The sequence below is a fragment of the Nocardioides astragali genome, assembly GCF_024436375.1.
In the GTDB taxonomy this organism is placed as follows: domain Bacteria; phylum Actinomycetota; class Actinomycetes; order Propionibacteriales; family Nocardioidaceae; genus Nocardioides; species Nocardioides astragali.
In genome coordinates this window covers 635,544-652,220 of record NZ_JAFMZM010000003.1, presented here as the reverse complement: position 1 = coordinate 652,220, position 16,677 = coordinate 635,544, and the positions used below count along the sequence as shown (strand labels likewise).

At 71.6% G+C, this 16,677-nt stretch carries 17 protein-coding genes; 11 read left to right on the top strand and 6 right to left on the bottom strand.

Annotated features, from left to right (window positions below; genetic code table 11):
• The first annotated feature begins 23 nt into the window (after positions 1 to 23).
• From sigK to J3P44_RS12325, 4 genes are read left to right on the top strand one after another with little or no spacing between them, the layout of a single operon-like run.
• Positions 24 to 638 (top strand): ECF RNA polymerase sigma factor SigK, encoded by a 615-nt coding sequence (gene sigK, locus J3P44_RS12340; protein ID WP_255890672.1) that lies wholly within the window; start codon positions 24 to 26, stop codon positions 636 to 638.
• On the top strand, positions 635 to 1,366 hold the full coding sequence (locus tag J3P44_RS12335) for an anti-sigma factor (protein ID WP_255890671.1): 732 nt from the start codon (positions 635 to 637) through the stop codon (positions 1,364 to 1,366). Before sigK ends, J3P44_RS12335 begins: the two co-directional genes overlap by 4 nt.
• Positions 1,363 to 3,372 (top strand): FAD-dependent oxidoreductase, encoded by a 2,010-nt coding sequence (locus J3P44_RS12330; protein WP_255890669.1) that lies wholly within the window; start codon positions 1,363 to 1,365, stop codon positions 3,370 to 3,372. The genes J3P44_RS12335 and J3P44_RS12330 overlap by 4 nt, the downstream gene beginning before the upstream one ends.
• Positions 3,369 to 4,757: an SAM-dependent methyltransferase gene (locus J3P44_RS12325; RefSeq protein ID WP_255890667.1), complete on the top strand. Its 1,389-nt coding sequence runs from the start codon at positions 3,369 to 3,371 to the stop codon at positions 4,755 to 4,757. Before J3P44_RS12330 ends, J3P44_RS12325 begins: the two co-directional genes overlap by 4 nt.
• Here J3P44_RS12325 and J3P44_RS12320 read toward each other — a convergent pair.
• Positions 4,732 to 5,217: an SRPBCC family protein gene (locus J3P44_RS12320; protein ID WP_255890665.1), complete on the bottom strand. Its 486-nt coding sequence runs from the start codon at positions 5,215 to 5,217 to the stop codon at positions 4,732 to 4,734. The two genes, J3P44_RS12325 and J3P44_RS12320, sit on opposite strands and share 26 nt — an antisense overlap.
• A 126-nt stretch (positions 5,218 to 5,343) precedes the next feature.
• On the opposite strand from J3P44_RS12320, the gene J3P44_RS12315 reads away from it, so the two are divergent.
• The 6 genes from J3P44_RS12315 (at position 5,344) to J3P44_RS12290 (ending at position 8,996) form a co-directional block, all read left to right on the top strand.
• The gene (locus tag J3P44_RS12315) at positions 5,344 to 5,910 is read left to right on the top strand and encodes an RNA polymerase sigma factor (RefSeq protein ID WP_255890664.1); all 567 of its coding nucleotides are present in this window, start codon (positions 5,344 to 5,346) and stop codon (positions 5,908 to 5,910) included.
• A gap of 33 nt (positions 5,911 to 5,943) precedes the next feature.
• Positions 5,944 to 6,813, top strand: coding sequence for a hypothetical protein (locus J3P44_RS12310; RefSeq protein ID WP_255890663.1), 870 nt, complete (start codon positions 5,944 to 5,946; stop codon positions 6,811 to 6,813).
• Between the two features lie 174 nt (positions 6,814 to 6,987).
• Positions 6,988 to 7,467, top strand: coding sequence for a helix-turn-helix domain-containing protein (locus J3P44_RS12305; protein WP_255890662.1), 480 nt, complete (start codon positions 6,988 to 6,990; stop codon positions 7,465 to 7,467).
• Positions 7,468 to 7,477: 10 nt separating this feature from the next.
• Positions 7,478 to 7,942: a VOC family protein gene (locus J3P44_RS12300; RefSeq protein ID WP_255890661.1), complete on the top strand. Its 465-nt coding sequence runs from the start codon at positions 7,478 to 7,480 to the stop codon at positions 7,940 to 7,942.
• Positions 7,939 to 8,418 (top strand): cupin domain-containing protein, encoded by a 480-nt coding sequence (locus J3P44_RS25525; protein ID WP_255890660.1) that lies wholly within the window; start codon positions 7,939 to 7,941, stop codon positions 8,416 to 8,418. Before J3P44_RS12300 ends, J3P44_RS25525 begins: the two co-directional genes overlap by 4 nt.
• 26 nt (positions 8,419 to 8,444) lie before the next feature.
• Positions 8,445 to 8,996, top strand: coding sequence for a protein-L-isoaspartate O-methyltransferase family protein (locus J3P44_RS12290; RefSeq protein ID WP_255890659.1), 552 nt, complete (start codon positions 8,445 to 8,447; stop codon positions 8,994 to 8,996).
• A gap of 10 nt (positions 8,997 to 9,006) precedes the next feature.
• Here the strand turns inward: J3P44_RS12290 and J3P44_RS12285 are convergent, their stop codons facing one another.
• Positions 9,007 to 9,387: an MmcQ/YjbR family DNA-binding protein gene (locus tag J3P44_RS12285; RefSeq protein ID WP_255890658.1), complete on the bottom strand. Its 381-nt coding sequence runs from the start codon at positions 9,385 to 9,387 to the stop codon at positions 9,007 to 9,009.
• Positions 9,388 to 9,424: 37 nt separating this feature from the next.
• A complete protein-coding gene (locus J3P44_RS12280; protein ID WP_255890657.1) occupies positions 9,425 to 10,099 on the bottom strand; it encodes a winged helix-turn-helix transcriptional regulator in 675 nt (224 codons plus the stop codon).
• A 136-nt stretch (positions 10,100 to 10,235) separates the two neighbouring features.
• On the opposite strand from J3P44_RS12280, the gene J3P44_RS12275 reads away from it, so the two are divergent.
• Positions 10,236 to 11,630 carry an FAD-binding oxidoreductase gene (locus J3P44_RS12275; RefSeq protein WP_255890656.1) on the top strand — a complete coding sequence of 465 codons (1,395 nt, stop codon included), beginning with the start codon at positions 10,236 to 10,238 and terminating at the stop codon, positions 11,628 to 11,630.
• A 20-nt stretch (positions 11,631 to 11,650) separates the two neighbouring features.
• On the opposite strand, the gene J3P44_RS12270 is transcribed toward J3P44_RS12275, so the two are convergent.
• The 3 genes from J3P44_RS12270 to J3P44_RS12260 form a co-directional block, all read right to left on the bottom strand.
• Positions 11,651 to 12,811: an acyl-CoA dehydrogenase family protein gene (locus tag J3P44_RS12270; RefSeq protein WP_255890655.1), complete on the bottom strand. Its 1,161-nt coding sequence runs from the start codon at positions 12,809 to 12,811 to the stop codon at positions 11,651 to 11,653.
• Positions 12,808 to 14,835 carry an ATP-binding protein gene (locus J3P44_RS12265; protein WP_255890653.1) on the bottom strand — a complete coding sequence of 676 codons (2,028 nt, stop codon included), beginning with the start codon at positions 14,833 to 14,835 and terminating at the stop codon, positions 12,808 to 12,810. The genes J3P44_RS12270 and J3P44_RS12265 overlap by 4 nt, the downstream gene beginning before the upstream one ends.
• Before the next feature lie 97 nt (positions 14,836 to 14,932).
• The gene (locus tag J3P44_RS12260; RefSeq protein WP_255890651.1) at positions 14,933 to 16,573 is read right to left on the bottom strand and encodes an acyl-CoA carboxylase subunit beta; all 1,641 of its coding nucleotides are present in this window, start codon (positions 16,571 to 16,573) and stop codon (positions 14,933 to 14,935) included.
• Positions 16,574 to 16,677 lie beyond the last annotated feature (104 nt).

Here is a 16,677-nt window from a genome sequence, read left to right as displayed (position 1 = left end):
GAGAAGCACAGCACTAGGCGAGGATGACCGACGTGGACCACGTGAGGCCCGTACCGGACGGGGCGCCCGAAGGCGTCCCGTCCGGGGGCACCGCATCGACGCTGTCCGACCTGCTCCACCGGGCCGGCCTGGGCGACGAGCAGGCGTTCGCCGAGTTCTACGACGCGACGTCCGCTCGCGCGTACGGCCTGGCCCTGCGCGTGGTCCGCAACCCGGCCCACGCCGAGGAGGTCACGCAGGAGGCCTACCTCGACGCGTGGCGCTCCAGCACCCGGTACGACCCCCGGCGCGGGAGTGCGGCCGGCTGGCTGCTGACGATCGTGCACCGCAAGGCCGTCGACCGGATCCGCTCGGTGGAGGCGGCCATCGCCCGCGACGAGACCTGGAACCGCGAGACGGACCCGGTCGAGCAGGACCAGACCTCCGAAGCGGCACACGCCTCGCTGGAGGCGGCCCGGGTCCGCGGCGCGGTGGCCACCCTCACCGACGTACAGCGCCAGGCCGTCGAGCTCACCTACTTCGGCGGCTACACCCACACGGAGGTCGCCACCTTGCTCGACGTCCCGTTGGGCACCGCGAAGACACGAATACGCGACGGACTGATCCGTCTGCGAGACCTGATGGGAGTCAGCTCATGAGCGACATGCACCAGCTCACGGGCGCCTATGCGCTGGATGCGCTCGACGAGCTCGAGCGGGCTCGCTTCGAGCAGCACCTGGCCGAGTGCGAGGACTGCCGCGCCGAGGTCGCCGAGCTCCGGGAGACCGCAGCCCTGCTGGCCGATACCGTGGCCACCCCGCCGCCCGCGTCGCTGCGCGACTCGGTGCTGGCCGGCATCTCCCAGGTCCGCCCCCTCGCCCCCGAGGTCCCGCCCGCCACACCGGCGACCGCCACCACCGTGCAGCCGGCCACGCGGCGACCCTGGGTGCCCTTGCTGGTCGCGGCGGCACTCGCACTGATCGTCGGCGTCGGCGCCGCGGTGACCCAGCCCTGGGCCGACGACGTCCCCCCGCCGACCGCCGCCGAGCGGGTCCTGCGGGCTCCCGACGCCGAGGAGGTCTTCCTCGACCTCGGCGATGCGGGTCGGGCCACCGTGGTGCGCTCCAAGGCCGAGAACCGCGCCGTCATCGTCACCGAGGACATGGTCTCCGCCCCAGAGGGCAAGGACTACGAGCTGTGGTTCCAGACGCCCGACGAGGCCATGGTCCCCGCCGGGCTGATGAAGGACGACCCGGACCAGACCGTGGTGCTCGACGGCCCCGCCGCCGAGGCGATCGCGGTCGGCATCACCGTCGAGCCGGACGGCGGCTCGCGCGAGCCCACGACGCCGCCCATCGCCCTCTTCGACCTCACCGAAGCGACATGAGCAGCACGCACCAGCGCCGGATCGCCGTCGTCGGCTCCGGCGTTGCGGGACTGACTACTGCCTGGATCGCGTCGCGGACCGCGCACGTCACGCTCTACGAGGCCGACGACCGGCTCGGAGGTCACGCCGACACCCACCGCGTCCCCACCCCAGACGGCGAGCTGGCCGTCGACACCGGCTTCATCGTCCACAACCGCCGGACCTACCCCACGCTCCTGCGGCTCTTCGCCGAGCTGGGCGTCGAGACCCAGCCCTCCGAGATGTCGCTCTCGGTGAGCGACGCCGGCACGGGTGTCGAGTGGGCCGGTGCGCTCGGGGCGCGCGGCCTCTTCGCCCAGCGCTCGACGCTCCGCTCCCGCGAGCACTGGACGATGCTGCTCGAGATCCCGCGCTTCCACCGACGGGCCCGCGCCCTCCTGGCCAGCAGCGCCGGGGACGACCAGACCCTGCGCGACTTTCTCGCGGAAGGCGGGTTCTCGGCCGGCTTCGTCCGGCACTTCATCGAGCCGCTGGTCGCGGCCGTGTGGTCCTGCGACCCGGCGACGTCGCTCGACTACCCCGCGCAGTACCTCTTCACCTTCCTCGAGCACCACGGCATGCTCGGCGTCCTCGGCTCGCCCGAGTGGCGCACCGTCACCGGCGGCTCCGCGACGTACGTCGTCAAGGTCGCGGCGGCTCTCGACGACATCCGCGTCGAGACCAAGGTGACGTCGGTCCGCGAGCTCGCCGACCGGGTCGAGGTCACCGATGGCAGCGGTGCGACGTCGACCTTCGACGCGGTCGTCGTCGCCACCCACCCCGCCCAGGCGCTCGCCATGCTCGAGGCCCCGACCGGCGCGCAGCGCGAGGTCCTCTCGGCGTTCCCCTACAGCAGCAATACCGCCCTCCTGCACACCGACACCTCGCTGCTCCCTCGTGCCCGCGACGCGCGAGCGTCGTGGAACTTCCACCGCCCAGCCAGCGCGACCGGAGCGGTCACGGTGACCTACGACCTCACCCGGTTGCAGCGCCTCCCCACCGACACCCACTACCTCGTCACCCTCGGCGGCGAGGACCTGGTGGACCCCGCGACCGTGATCGCCCGGATGGAGTACGAGCACCCGCTCTACACGCCCGAGTCGGTGGCCGCCTCGCGGCGCCTGCCCGAGATCAACACGCCGCGGACGGCGTTCGCGGGCGCCTACCACGGCTGGGGGTTCCACGAGGACGGTGCGCGCTCGGGGCTCGTGGCCGCGACCCACCTGGGGCTTCCGTGGACCCGCACCACTCCAGTCGTCCCCGCGGCGGGACGCTTCGAGACGAAGACCCGCCACACCCGGCGTACTCCCTTCGCGCGGACCTTCGAGCACTCCTCGACCTTCTGGCTGGTGGACGTGGACGACCTGCCCGACCACGGCGTCCTCGCCCGCTTCGAGGCGCGCGACCACCTCGGGTCACCGGAGCGCGCGCTGCGCCACAACGTCGAGGCGTTCCTCGCCGACCACGACGTCACCCTCGGCACCGGCGACCGGCCGGGCACGATCCTGATGGCCGCCCAGCCGCGGTCGCTCGGCTACGCCTTCAACCCCATCAGCGTGTTCTGGTGCTTCGACGACGCCGGCCGCCAGGCGGGCGTCATCGTCGAGGTGCACAACACCTACGGCGACCGGCACGCCTACCTCGTCCACCCCGACGAGCAGGGCCGCGCCCACACCGAGAAGGCGATGTACGTCTCCCCCTTCCACGGCGTCGACGGGACGTACGACATCGCGGTGCCGATCCCGACCGACCGGCTGCTCGTGGCGGTGACCCTGCGCGGCCACGACCTCGACTCACCCGGCGGCGCCCCCGCCCCGTTCAGCGCCAGCCTCGTCGGCACCCGCAGCGACGTCCCCCTCCGCAGGACCCTCGGCGCCGCCCTGCGCGGCAGCCTGCAGATCCGCGCCCACGGCCTCTGGCTCTGGGCCCGGCGACTGCCGGTCCGGCCGCGCCCACGGCCGCGTCATCGTCAGGAGGGCGTCCGATGACCCTCGAGAAGAACCACACCGACCACTACGCCACCGAGCACGGCCCGATCCTGCCGAGCGCCGGGCCGCGCTCCCAGAGCCTCCCCGCGCTGGAGCCGCTCGCGCCCGGCCTCCGCACGGCCGTCTCCGCAGCGGTCGCAAAGCGCCTGTTCCGCGCCGCCGTCGCCCGCCTCGCTGTGACGGTCGTCGAGGAACCCACCGGCCGCCGCCTCGGCCAGGGCGGACCGGTCATGCGCCTGCACCGGCCCGACGAGCTCTACGCACGCCTGGGCCGCCACGGGTTGATCGGCTTCGGCGAGGCCTACCTCACCGGAGCCTGGGACGCCGAGGACCTGGCCGGCTTCCTCACCGTCCCGGCCGCCGGGATCGCCACCCTGGTGCCGGACTCGCTGCAGCGGCTGCGCGCCTTCGTCACGCCCCGCATGCCCGGCCACCACCGCAGCACCGAGGCCAACAGCCGGGCCAACGTCTCGCACCACTACGACCTGTCCAACGACCTCTTCGCCCTCTTCCTCGACGAGACCTTGAGCTATTCGTCCGCCCTCTTCGACACCTCCTCCACGCCGGCCGGGACGGGCCCCGGCTCCGTCGGTGAGCACTTGGTGGCCACTCCACCAGAGCCCACCGACAGCCCCGACCCTCGTCTCCACAGCCCCGACGTCGCCGACGCGCAGGCGCGCAAGATCGACCGGCTCCTCGACGAGGCCGGCGTCACCGACGGCACCCGTGTGCTCGAGATCGGCACCGGGTGGGGAGAGCTCGCGATCCGGGCCGCCCGCCGGGGCGCGACGGTCCACACCGTCACCTTGTCGGTGGAGCAGCTCGAGCTGGCCGAGGCGCGGATCGCGGCGTCCGGGCTCGCCGGCCGGGTCTCCGTGGAGCTGATGGACTACCGCTCGCTCGCGGCCACCGGAGCGACGTACGACGCTGTGGTCTCGGTCGAGATGATCGAGGCCGTGGGCCACGAGTTCTGGGGCACCTACTTCCGCATCCTCGACCAGGTGCTCGCACCGGGCGGCCGGGTCGCCCTCCAGGCGATCACCATGCCCCACGACCGGATGCTCGCCACCCGCGGCGGCCAGACGTGGATCAACAAGTACGTCTTCCCTGGCGGCTTCCTGCCCAGCGTCGAGGTGATCGACCAGGTCACCCGCGAGGAGACCACCTTGCGCGTCGTGGGGCAGCTCGAGATGGGCAGCCACTACGCCGAGACGCTGCGTCGGTGGGACCGCCGGTTCCTGGCCCAGCGCGACGCGGTCCTGGCCCTCGGCTTCGACGAGATGTTCATGCGGGTGTGGCACTTCTACCTCGCCTACTCCCAGGCAGGCTTCGCCAGCGGCTACCTCAACGTCTCGCAGCTCACCCTCGCCCGCGAGACGCAGTGAGCAGGATGACTTCGACCTCTTCGAGCGCCTGACGCGCGTAGCCGCGCCACATCACGGCGAACGCCGGCATCGCCACGCGGCCGACGGGGGTGGGCGTCAGCACCCAGGTCCAGGTGATGCGGGTGCCGCTCCCCGCCGGCTCGAAGCTCCAGAGCCCGTCGGCGGTCGCGATGAGTGGCTTCATCGGGCCGCGGACGTCGGAGATCGTGTAGCCGAAGCTGTGCGGGCGGTCGGTCGACACCAGTGTCTCGACCACGGTGCCTCGGTCAGCGGTCACGATGGTGCGCGTCTGACCTACCGTGCCCCACTCGCCTCTCTGGCGACGCACGGCCCTGACCGGCGGGATCGCGAGTCGCCGACGACGGAAGATCTCCGGCAGCGGATGTGGCAGCACCCGGTCGAAGGCCTCGTCGACCGGCACCGGGACGTCGCGGAACTCCGACAGCGTGATGGTGGCCATGGCTCAATGTAGGCACGCGCGGCCCACAGCCGAGGGTGTGGAGCGTGGCCCGGTCGGTCGGACGCCCGGCATCCGGCTCGGGGGCGCGCGGGAGCCGGGGTGCCTGTCCCCGTCACCCTGCCAGGGGTGACAATTCGTGACGTGGGTGCGGACGAGGGGCTCGACCATGCGGTCGAGGCGATGCAGCGTGGGGACGAGGCGGCGTTCCGTCTGGTCTACCGCGCCGTCCAGCCGGCCCTGCTGCGCTACCTCACCGTGCTGGTCGGGGTCGCTGACGCCGAGGACGTGGCCAGCGAGGCGTGGGCCCAGGCCGTGCGCGACCTCGACCGGTTCACGGGCGACGCCGACGGCTTCCGCGGCTGGATCACCACGATCGGGCGCAACCGGGCCCTCGACCACCTGCGCCGAGCGCGTCGGCGCCCGGTGTCCGACGAATCCGTCGACGGGATGCTGGACCTCCCCGACCTCACCGACGTCGAGAGCGACACGCTCGGGCGGGTCCAGTCGGAGGCGGCGCTCGCCCTGATCGCGTCGCTTCCCCAGGACCAGGCGGAGGCGATCCTGCTGCGCACCGTCCTGGGCTTCGACGCCCCCACGGCGGCACGCATCCTGGGCAAGCGTCCGGGGGCAGTGCGGGCCGCGTCACACCGCGGTCTGAAGCGCCTCGCGAAACAACTTTCCGAGGAGCCGTAACACCTGGCGCGGCGCCGACGCTGAGGTGGTGAGATGAGTCGTCGTACGAGCCACCTGTCCCGCCGCGATGCCGAGCGCCTGCTCGCTGACCCGGCGGCCTCTGACAGCGCCCTCGGGACGGTCCTGGCGGCGGCCGGTGGGACGGCTCGCCCGGGCGAGCTCCGTCGCGAGCACGAGGCGGTGGCGGCCTTCCAGTCGGCTCTCCTGTCCACGCCGCCGGCATCCCGCGCGGGTTTCGTGTCGCCGACCGCACTCGGCCGCCGCGCCGCCGCCCGAGCGGTGGTCGCCACGGGCGCGGTGGTCGCGCTCGCGACCGGAGGATTCGCCCTCGCCAACTCGGCCCACCTGCCGATCCTGCCGGGTCAGGCCTCCGACCAAGCCACCGAGTCGGTCGCCAAGACGCCGAAGCCGAGCGACACGCCCAGCGAGACCCCCGGTGAGACTTCGAGCGAGACTCCGGGCGAGACTCCGGGCGAGACGCCCAAGGAGACCGAGTCCGACACCACCGGGCCGACCCCTAGCTTCAAGGGTCTCTGCAACGCGTTCCAGGCCACCGACCACTCCGCCCACGGCAAGTCGCTCGACAGCGCCGCGTTCACCGCGCTTGCGACCGAGGCCGGCGGTGCCGAGAAGATCGCGACCTACTGCGTCGCGCTGATCGGTGAGCCGAAGGAGACCGGCCGGCCCACCGACAAGCCCACCCCCGGCCGGCCCACCGACAAGCCGACGCCCGGCAAGCCGACGGACCAGCCCACCGGCAAGCCGTCCGTGCTTCCCACCCCGACCGACAAGCCCAGTCCCGACAAGCCCAGCACCGACAAGCCCAGTCCCGGCAAGCCCACCGACAAGCCCGCGCCTGCCGGCAAGGGCGGCGGAAAGGACTCCACTACTTCCGGTCCTTGAGACCGGAGGCGGCCGCGTTCCGCGGGGCCGCTCGTCGCATCCGTACATCGAGCTCCCGCCGTCGTACGGATCCCCCCAGGAAGCGACGAGTGCCCCACAACGCACCAGCAGCGGCGCGGCCCTCCCCCGGGGTCGCGCCGCTGTTCATGTCTGCACCGACTAGATTCCGGAGCCATGGGCCGGCCGCTACAGCTCTCCGCGAAGGAGGACATCAACCGGCGCATGCTCCGTGCCCGCGACGAGATGGACCGGCGCTACGCCGAGCCCCTCGACGTGCCCACCCTCGCCGCGATCGCGCACCTGTCGGCGTCGCAGTTCGGGCGGGTGTTCAAGGACGTCTACGGCGAGACGCCGCACCGCTACCTCCAGCGTCGCCGCGTCGAGCGGGCGATGACTTTGCTCCGCCAGACCGACCGGCCGATCACCGATGTCGCGTGGGACGTCGGCTTCGCCAGCCTCGGCACGTTCAGCAGGACGTTCAGCAACATCGTCGGGCTCTCGCCCAGCGAGTTCCGCGCCCAGCACGCGCCAGTCGCGGTGCCGTCGTGCTTCATCGCTACGTGGACCCGACCGCGGGAGCAGCAGCGCCGCCCCACCAGCGAGCCCGGCACGACAGCGGTTTCGGAGAAGCGCGAGGACCCCGACGCTGACTAGCGTCCTCGTCATGACAACCAACCACATCACCTCACTCCACATCCGCAGCGTGCCCGTGCTCGACCAGGACGAGGCCCTCGACTTCTACACGACCCACCTCGGCTTCGAGGTGCGCGACGACATCGACCTCGGGTTCATGCGCTGGCTCACCGTCGGCGTGCCCGGCCAGGACACGTCCCTCCTGCTCGAGCTCGTCGGCGGTCCTCAGCACGACGAGTCCACCGCGGCCCAGGTCCGCGAGCTCGTGACGAAGGGTGCCCTCGGCGGGGTGTTCCTGCTCAGCGACGACGTGCACGCGACGTACGCCGCCCTCCGCGACGCCGGCGTCGAGGTCACCCAGGAACCGGTCGAGCAGCCCTACGGCACCGACTTCGGCATCCGCGACCCGTTCGGCAACCACGTCCGCGTCAGCCAGCCCAACGTCGCGGCCCCCGAGCAGGTGCAGGACGCCTACGACGCGGCGGCCACCAAGTGAGCTATCCGCCCGAGATCTACCACGGCGACACCGGCGAGGTCTCCGCCCACCTCGTGCGGGCGGGGATCGAGCCGGCCGTCGTCTATCCCAACGGCAACAAGGTCTTCTACCTCGCCCAGGGCACCGAGACGACCGGGACGTTCGGCCTCTACCGCTGGGAGTTCGCGGGACCCGAGAGCGGGCCCGGCGCGCACTTCCACAGGACCATCACCGAGTCGTTCTACGTCCTCGAGGGCACGGTCACGATCTACGACGGCACGGCCTGGACCAAGTGCCACGCGGGCGACTTCGCCCACGTCCCGGCCGGTGGGATCCACGGCTTCCGCAACGAGGACGGGGCGGCGAAGATGCTGCTCCACTTCGCGCCAGGCGCGCCGCGAGAGGCCTACTTCGAAGGACTGGCCGAAGGGATCGGCGACTGGGACCAGGACGCCTACGACAGGTTCATGCGCGAGCACGACAACCACTGGCTCTGAGCGCTCACCCCTGCTGGACTGTCCTGGTGGACTCCGTCGACGCTGCCTTCGACGCGACCCCGCGGCGGGACTTCCTCCCGAGCGGGGTCCGTCGCCGGGCGTCGTACGACGGTCCGCTCCAGATCGCGGCGGGCCAGACCAACTCCCAGCCCCGCACGGTCGACGACATGCTCCGCCTGCTCGACGTACGCCCCGGTCAGCGGGTGCTCGACGTGGGTGCGGGGTCGGGCTGGACGACCGCGCTGCTGGCGCACCTCGTCGGTCCGACGGGGTCCGTGCTGGGGGTGGAGCTCGAGCCGGAGCTGGTCACCTTCGGTGCCGACAACGTCGCGTCGACCGGACGCACCTGGGCGACGATCCGGCAGGCCACACCCGGCGTGCTGGGCGATCCCGACGGAGCGCCGTACGACCGGATCCTGGTCTCGGCCGAGCCCGACGAGCTGCCGCAGGAGATCGTCGACCAGCTCGCCGACGACGGGGTGCTGGTGATCCCGGTGGCTGGGACCATGCTGCGGGTGACCAACCCGGGCGCGGTCGTCACGCGGCACGGGCGCTACCGGTTCGTGCCGCTGCGCTGAGCGCGTGGGCTCACCCCGAGCCCGGGCGGGCGACCTGCTCGGCCAGCGTGGCGGGCGCCTGGACGCAGTAGGAGTCGGTCAGCAGCTCCGCGAGCTCGTCCCAGTCGGTGTCGTCGTCGAGCACCATCCCGATCGAGTTGCCGCCCCAGCCGGACCTGAAGTAGGGGGGTCCCATGTGCTCGAAGGCGGCGACCTCGTCGGGCTCGCCGCGGAAGGTGATGCGGAAGACCTGGTCCTCGCCGCCGAAGATGTGGGCGACCGTCGCGCCACCGACCCGCCAGCGGGTGCCGGTCCACGCCGGCTCCTGGCGGCAGCGGGGCAGGGCGCCGAGCACTGCGTCGACACGCAGCACCCACTCCTCCGGCACCAGCGGTCGGTCAGCGAGAGCCACGGCGTACAGCCTGCCACTCGTCACCGACAGCGGTCGCTCAGGCTCCCTCGGGCAGCGGCACCGGCGCGAAGACGCTGCGGGTGAACCACGTCGGCAGCGCGCGGACGAGCGGGCGCGGGCCGGCGATGGACAGGTCGCCGGCCTTGACCGCGCCCAGCAGGTCACGCCGTCCCATCCAGTAGTCGATCATCGTCGACACGTGCCCGGCCACCTCCACGTCGACGTCGTGGCCGGGGTCGGTGAGGCACAGGTCGACCGTGGGCGATTCCAGCACGAGCCAGAAGTGGCTCTTCTTGTCGCTCGATCCCTGCAGGTGGAAGTGAACGACGACGCGACGGTCGGGCAGGGCGGTCGTGTCGACGTTGCGGTGGATGTCCCACATCAGGAGCGAGGCGTCGTACCGCTTGGCGATCACGTCGCCCCGCGCCCAGCGCTGGCCCCAGATGCCCATCGACTCGATCACCGGCCACAGCTCCTTGCCCGCGGCGGTGAGGTGGTACTCGCCGTCGATATGGTCGACGACGCCGACGCGCTCCAAGGTCTTGAGGCGCTTGGACAGCAGGGCGGGTGACATGAGGGGGACCCCGCGGCGGAGGTCGTTGAAGCGCGTGCTGCCGCACAGGAGCTCGCGGACCACCAGCGGTGTCCACCTCTCGGTGAGCACCTCCGAGGCCATCGCGACGGGGCAGAACTGACCGTAGGTGGTTGGCATGACTCTGACGGTAGGACCGGTATGCGGTCTGTACCAGTACAGGATCGATACTCGCGGGACACGCGTCGGGCGGCGCACTGTGGTCGAGCACCACCACCGACCACTCCGCCACCACTCCGATGTCCGGGAGGACGCCATGACCGTGCTCGACATCCCCACCACCGAGGCGCTGGCAGGCGACTTCCTCGGTGACCTGATCACGCCCGACCACCCGGCGTACGACGACCAGCGGCGCATCTGGAACGGCGAGATCGACCGCCGACCGGCCGTCCTCGCTCGCTGCCAGGGTGCGAGCGACGTGGCCTCCGCGCTGCGCTGGGCCCGCGACAACGGGCTGCCCGTCGCGGTGCGCGGCGGCGGCCACGGGATCGCGGGCCACTCCCTGGTCGATGACGGTCTCGTCCTCGACCTCTCCGGCATGCGCGGGACCGTCGTGGATCCGGAGGCCCGCACCGTGTCGACGCAGGGCGGCGCCCACAACGCCCACGTGGACCGGGAGAGCCAGGCCTTCGGGCTGGCCATGACCAGTGGCTACATCAGCCACACCGGGATCGCGGGGCTCACGCTCGGCGGCGGGATCGGCCACCTGATGCGCAAGACAGGCCTGGCCATCGACGCACTCCGGTCCTGCCAGGTCGTCACGGCTGACGGCTCGATCGTGCGCGCCTCCGCGGAGCAGAACCCCGACCTCTTCTGGGGCCTACGCGGTGGCGGCGGCAACTTCGGCGTGGTCACCGACTTCACCTTCGACCTCCAGCCCGTCGGGCCGACGATCCTCGCCGGGCTGGTGGCGTGGTCGGCGGAAGAGGCGCCGACCGTGCTCGCCTTCCTCCGCGACTTCATCGCCGACGCTCCCGACGAGGTGGGGCTGATGGCCAACCTGCGGCTGGCGCCGGCGCTGCCGCTCTTCCCCGACCACCTGCACGGCAAGCCGATCATCGGCCTGGTCGCGACGTACGCCGGCTCGGTCGAGGAGGGCGAGCGGGTGCTCGCACCGGTCCGCGCGCTCGGCAGCCCGGTGCTCGACACGATCGCACCCAAGCCGTACACCACCCACCAGAAGTTCCTCGACCCCGCGGTGCCCCACGGGCGGCACTACTACTGGAAGTCGCACCGGCTCGGCCCGCTCACCGACGACGTCATCGCCATCATCTGCGAGCACCTGGCGACGATCAGCAGCCCGCTGTCGACGGTGCCGATCTTCAGCTTCGGCGGCGCGATGAGCCGGGTGCCCGAGGACGCCACCGCGTTCCCGCACCGCACGGCGAGCCACGACATCAACATCGTCGCGCAGTGGCTCCCGGAGAACGCCGGCGACGCGGACCGGCACCGGGCCTGGGTGCGCGGGTTCTTCGACGCCCTCGCCCCGCACAGCCGCGGCGTCTACGTGAACTTCACCAGCGACGACGCGCAGACCCGGGTGCAGGAGGCCTACACCCCGCGGCAGTGGGAGCGGCTGCGGACCCTCAAGACGGCGTGGGACCCCGCCAACGTGTTCCGCGGCAACGCCAACATCCCGCCGCTGGGCTGACGCGCGGTCGCGGGCGTTGGTCAGTAGGACTTGGGCAGCCCGAGGCTGTGCATCGCGACGAAGTTGAGGATCATCTCCCGGCTCACCGGGGCGATCCGGCCCGCGCGGGCGGCGACCAGCATCCCGGCGATGCCGTACTCCTGCGTGATGCCGTTGCCGCCGTGGGTCTGCACCGCGGCGTCGACGGCGTGGACGGCGGCCTCGGCAGCGGCGTACTTGGCCATGTTGGCCGCCTCACCCGCGGCCAGGTCGTCGCCGGCGTCGACGAGCGCAGCAGCCTTCTGGGTCATCAGGCGGGCGAGCTCGGTCTCGATGTGGGCCATCGCCAAGGGGTGGGCGATCGCCTGGTGGGACCCGATCGGGGCCTGGAAGACCGTGCGCTCCTTGGCGTACGTCGCCGTCTTCTCGAGGGCGTGCCGCGCCAGGCCGGTCGAGAAGGAGGCCGCCATGATCCGCTCGGGGTTGAGCCCGGCGAACAGCTGCACCAGTCCGCCGTCCTCGTCTCCGACCAGCGCCTCGGCGGGGAGACGGACGTCGTCGATGAAGACCTGGAACTGCTTCTCCGGGCTGACGATCTCCATCGGGATGACGGTGTAGTCGAAGCCGGTGGAGTCGCTCGGCACCACGAACAGGCAAGGCTTGAGCTTGCCGGTCTTCGCGTCCTCTGCACGTGCGACCACGAGCACGTTCTCGGCCTCGTCGACGCCTGAGATGTAGATCTTCTGGCCCTTCAGCACCCACTCGTCGCCGTCACGGCGCGCGGTGGTGGTGATGTTGTGGGAGTTGGTGCCGGCGTCGGGCTCGGTGATCGCGAACGCCATGGTGGCCGTCCCGTCGCAGATGCCCGGCAGCCACTTCTGCTTCTGCTCGTCCGTGCCGTAGCGGGCGATGACGGTGCCGCAGATCGCCGGGCTGACGACCATCATCAGCAGCGGACAACCCTGCGCCGCCAGCTCCTCGCAGACCGCGGCCACGTCGCCGATGCCGCCGCCCCCGCCGCCGTACTCCTCCGGGATGTTGATGCCGAGGTAGCCCGCCTTCGCGATCTCCAGCCACAGCTCGGTGGTCTTCTCGCCCGAGCGGGCGCGCTCGACGAACCACTGGCGGCCGTATCCCTTCGCCAGCCTGGCCACCTGGCGCCGCAGCTCGATGCGTTCGTCGGACTCGGTGAAGCTGGTCATGGGACGGTCCTTTCGGATTCGGTGGTTGAGGTGCGAGCGGAGCGAGCCTCGAAACCCCCTTCGACGACGGCCAGTACCTCCCCGGCGGCGACCTGCGTCCCGGGCTCGACGTGGATGTCGGTGACCGTGCCGGCGTGCGGCGCGGTCACGGTGTGCTGCATCTTCATCGCCTCGAGGACGAGCACGACGTCCCCCGCCCCCACCTCGGCGCCGGCCTCGGTGATGACGTCGACGACGGTGCCGGGCATCGGCGCGAGGAGCGAACCGCTCGCCACCGCGTCGGCGGGGTCGGTGAAGCGCGGGACCTCGCGGAGACGCGCGGACATTGCCGGTCCGTCGACCCACAGCTCACGCGGGGCACCAGGCCTGTCGACTGACCAATGTCCGCGCGTCTCCGTGGCGACGCCGTCGACCTCGAGCCGTGCGTGCGTCGGGGAGACCTCGAGCACGGTGACGCCGTCGACCACGAGGCCGTCCCGGGTGCCCCACCACTCGACCGGGGCACAGCCTTCGAAGGTGGTCCGCTGGGGCTGGGAGGGGACGTTTCGCCATCCGACCGGGACGCCCTGCTGGACCGTACGCCGTGCCGCGTCGCCGGCGGCGAGCATCAGGGCGCCGGCGATCACCGCGATGCGTGCACTCGCGCTTGAGTCTGCAGGAGACTCAGCGGGAGTCGGACGTGACTCCAGCCAGGTCGTCGTCATGTCGCCCGCGACGAAGACCGGGTCGGTGAGAATCTCGACAAGCTGGTCGCGGTTGGTGACGACGCCGTGGATGCGAGCGCGGCGCAGCGCGGCGACGAGCATGCGGATCGCCTGCTCCCGGGTGGGTGCCCAGGCCATCACCTTCGCCAGCATCGCGTCGTAGAAAGTGGAGACGTCGTCGCCCGAGGCGAAGCCGCTGTCGACCCGCACCCCCGCGCCGGCGAGCGGACCGAGCTGGACGTAGGCAGGCAGCTCGAAGGTGACGAGCCGCCCGCTCTGCGGGACGTACGCCGCGTCCTCGGCGTAGAGGCGCACCTCGACCGCGTGGCCGCTGCCGGACGTCATGCGGTCGGGGGCAGGGGTGACCCCGTCCGTATGACATCCCGGGAGGTCACGACCCTCGGCCACCGCGATCTGGAGCCCGACCAGGTCGATGCCGGTGACGAGCTCGGTCACCGGGTGCTCGACCTGGAGACGGGTGTTCATCTCGAGGAAGAAGAATCGCTCGCTCGTGGGGTCGTAGAGGAACTCGACCGTGCCGGCCCCGACGTAGCCGACGGCGTGAGCCAGGCGGCCGGCGGCATCCTCCATCTCCTCGGCGACGTGCGACGGCAGCCAGGGTGCCGGCGCCTCCTCGACGACCTTCTGGTGCCGGCGCTGGACCGAGCAGTCGCGCGTGCCCAGGGTCAGGCCCGTCTCGTGGACGTCGCAGACGACCTGCACCTCGACGTGGCGGCCGTGCTCGACGTAGGGCTCCACGAAGACGGTCCCATCACCGAAGGCGGACTCCGCCTCGGCGCTCGCCGCCGCGATCTCGGCGTTTAGCTGGTCGAGGGTGCGTACGACGCGCATGCCGCGCCCACCGCCACCGGCCGATGCCTTCACCAGCAGGGGCAGGTCGGCCGCGGTCGGCTCGGTCGGAGCGAAGAGCACCGGGACGCCGGCCTTCTCGGCGATCTCCTTGGCGCGCTCCTTGTCGCCCATCGCCTCGATCGCGTACGGGGGCGGTCCGATCCAGGTGAGACCGGCCGCCTCGACGGCCCGGGCGAAGTCGGCATTCTCGGAGAGGAAGCCGTAGCCGGGGTGGATCGCATCGGCTCCGGCCTTGAGCGCGGCCTCGACGACCAGGTCGATGCGGAGGTAGGTGTCCGTAGGAGCGTTGCCGGGCAGGCGTACGGCGTAGTCCGCCTCGGCCACGAACGGCAGCCCGGCGTCGGCATCGGAGTGGACGGCGACGGTCTCGATGCCGAGCCGCCGGCAGGTGGCGAAGACGCGGCGTGCGATCTCGCCGCGGTTGGCCACCAACAATCTGCGGATCATGCGCCATCTCCTGGGTTTCGACGCACCCGTCGCGCTCTCGTTCCTCGGTCGCGGGGCTTGCTCAACCTCGTCTCGCAGACGCGACGCGCTCGTTTGATCATGTGCGGAACACCCCATAGCCCTCGGCGCCCTTGATCGGGGCGTTCTCGATGACGCTGAGGCAGATGGCGAGCACGGTGCGGGTGTCGCGCGGGTCGATGACGCCGTCGTCGTAGAGCATCCCGGACAGCGCGTAGGGCAGCGACTGCTCCTCGACCATCTGTTCCACCATCGCGCGCATGCCGGCGTCGCCCTCCTCGTCGTACGCCTGGCCCTTCGCCTCGGCGGCGGCGCGGGCGACGATGGACAGCACCCCGGCGAGCTGGGCGGGGCCCATCACGGCCGACTTCGCGCTGGGCCAGGTGAAGAGGAAGCGGGGGTCGTAGGCGCGGCCGTTCATGCCGTAGTTGCCGGCACCGTAGGACGCGCCCATGATCACCGACAGGTGGGGGACGGTGCTGTTGGAGACCGCGTTGATCATCTGGGCGCCGTGCTTGATGATCCCGCCCTGCTCGTACTCCTTGCCGACCATGTAGCCGGTGGTGTTGTGCAGGAAGAGCAGCGGCGTGTGCGACTGGTTGGCGAGCTGGATGAACTGCGTGGCCTTCTGCGCCTCCTCCGAGAACAGCACCCCCTGCGCGTTGGCGAGGATGCCGATGGGCCGTCCGTGCAGCTCGGCCCAGCCGGTGACGAGCGACGTGCCGTAGAGGGGCTTGAACTCGTCGAACGGCCGCGCGTTGCGCTCGCTCGTGCCGTCGACGATCCGCACGATCACCTCCCGTGGGTCGAACGGCTCCTTGAGGTCGGTGGGGATGAGGTCGAGGAGGCCGTCGGGGTCGGCGTCGGGCTCGGCGAAGCCGAACTGGGACCCTCCCGTGGTCGCTGGGACCCCGGCATGCCGCGCGTCGAGCGGACGGAGGTCCGCCTGAGCACCGCGTCGCCGCCGGTTCAGACGGGCCACGATCCGCCGCCCGATCCGGATCGCGTCGTGCTCGTCCTCGGCGAGGTAGTCGGCGAGCCCCGACACGCGAGCGTGCATCTCGGCCCCGCCGAGCGACTCGTCGTCGGACTCCTCGCCGGTCGCCATCTTCACCAGCGGCGGGCCGCCGAGGAAGACCTTCGCGCCGCCGCGGACGAAGACGGTGTAGTCGCTCATGCCCGGGACGTACGCCCCGCCTGCGGTCGAGTTGCCGAAGACCAGCGCGATCGTGGGCTGCCGGCGCGCCGACGCCCGGGTCAGGTCCCGGAAGAGCTTGCCGCCGGGGATGAAGATCTCCTTCTGCGTCGGCAGGTCAGCGCCGCCGGACTCGACGAGCGAGACCGTCGGGAGGTTGTTCTCCTCCGCGATCTGCGAGGCCCGGAAGACCTTCTTCACCGTCCAGGGGTTGGAGGCGCCGCCCTTCACGGTCGGGTCGTTGGCGGTGACGAGGCACTCCACGCCCTCGACCACACCGATGCCGGTCACCACGGACGCACCGACCGCGAAGTCCGATCCCCAGCCCGCCAGCGGCGAGAGCTCGAGGAAGGCCGACCCCGGGTCGAGGAGGAGCTCGATCCGCTCGCGGGCAGTCAGCTTGCCGCGCGCGTGGTGGCGATCGACGTACTTCTGCCCGCCGCCGGCGACCGCGACCGCGTGCTGCGCGTCGAGGTCGGCGAGCTTCTCGAGCATCGCTTCCCGCCGCTCGGTGGCGCTGCTCATGCGGGGTCCCCGCGGCGTTGTTCGGGGGAGCGCAGCGGAGGAGAAGAACGTCGTGGGGTGCTCATGCGGGGTCCCCGCGGCGTTGTTCGGGGGAGCGCAGCGGA

Bases quoted from the DNA above. Each gene is read 5' to 3' on its own strand.
- J3P44_RS12335 (WP_255890671.1), top strand. From the start codon at position 635: ATGAGCGACATGCACCAGCTCACGGGCGCCTATGCGCTGGATGCGCTC.
- J3P44_RS12330 (WP_255890669.1), top strand. From the start codon at position 1,363: ATGAGCAGCACGCACCAGCGCCGGATCGCCGTCGTCGGCTCCGGCGTT.
- J3P44_RS12325 (WP_255890667.1), top strand. From the start codon at position 3,369: ATGACCCTCGAGAAGAACCACACCGACCACTACGCCACCGAGCACGGC.
- J3P44_RS12265 (WP_255890653.1), bottom strand. From the start codon at position 14,835: ATGATCCGCAGATTGTTGGTGGCCAACCGCGGCGAGATCGCACGCCGC.
- J3P44_RS12300 (WP_255890661.1), top strand. From the start codon at position 7,478: ATGACAACCAACCACATCACCTCACTCCACATCCGCAGCGTGCCCGTG.
- J3P44_RS12320 (WP_255890665.1), bottom strand. From the start codon at position 5,217: ATGGCCACCATCACGCTGTCGGAGTTCCGCGACGTCCCGGTGCCGGTC.
- sigK (WP_255890672.1), top strand. From the start codon at position 24: ATGACCGACGTGGACCACGTGAGGCCCGTACCGGACGGGGCGCCCGAA.
- J3P44_RS12260 (WP_255890651.1), bottom strand. From the start codon at position 16,573: ATGAGCAGCGCCACCGAGCGGCGGGAAGCGATGCTCGAGAAGCTCGCC.
- J3P44_RS12305 (WP_255890662.1), top strand. From the start codon at position 6,988: ATGGGCCGGCCGCTACAGCTCTCCGCGAAGGAGGACATCAACCGGCGC.
- J3P44_RS12270 (WP_255890655.1), bottom strand. From the start codon at position 12,811: ATGACCAGCTTCACCGAGTCCGACGAACGCATCGAGCTGCGGCGCCAG.
- J3P44_RS12275 (WP_255890656.1), top strand. From the start codon at position 10,236: ATGACCGTGCTCGACATCCCCACCACCGAGGCGCTGGCAGGCGACTTC.
- J3P44_RS12310 (WP_255890663.1), top strand. From the start codon at position 5,944: ATGAGTCGTCGTACGAGCCACCTGTCCCGCCGCGATGCCGAGCGCCTG.
- J3P44_RS12280 (WP_255890657.1), bottom strand. From the start codon at position 10,099: ATGCCAACCACCTACGGTCAGTTCTGCCCCGTCGCGATGGCCTCGGAG.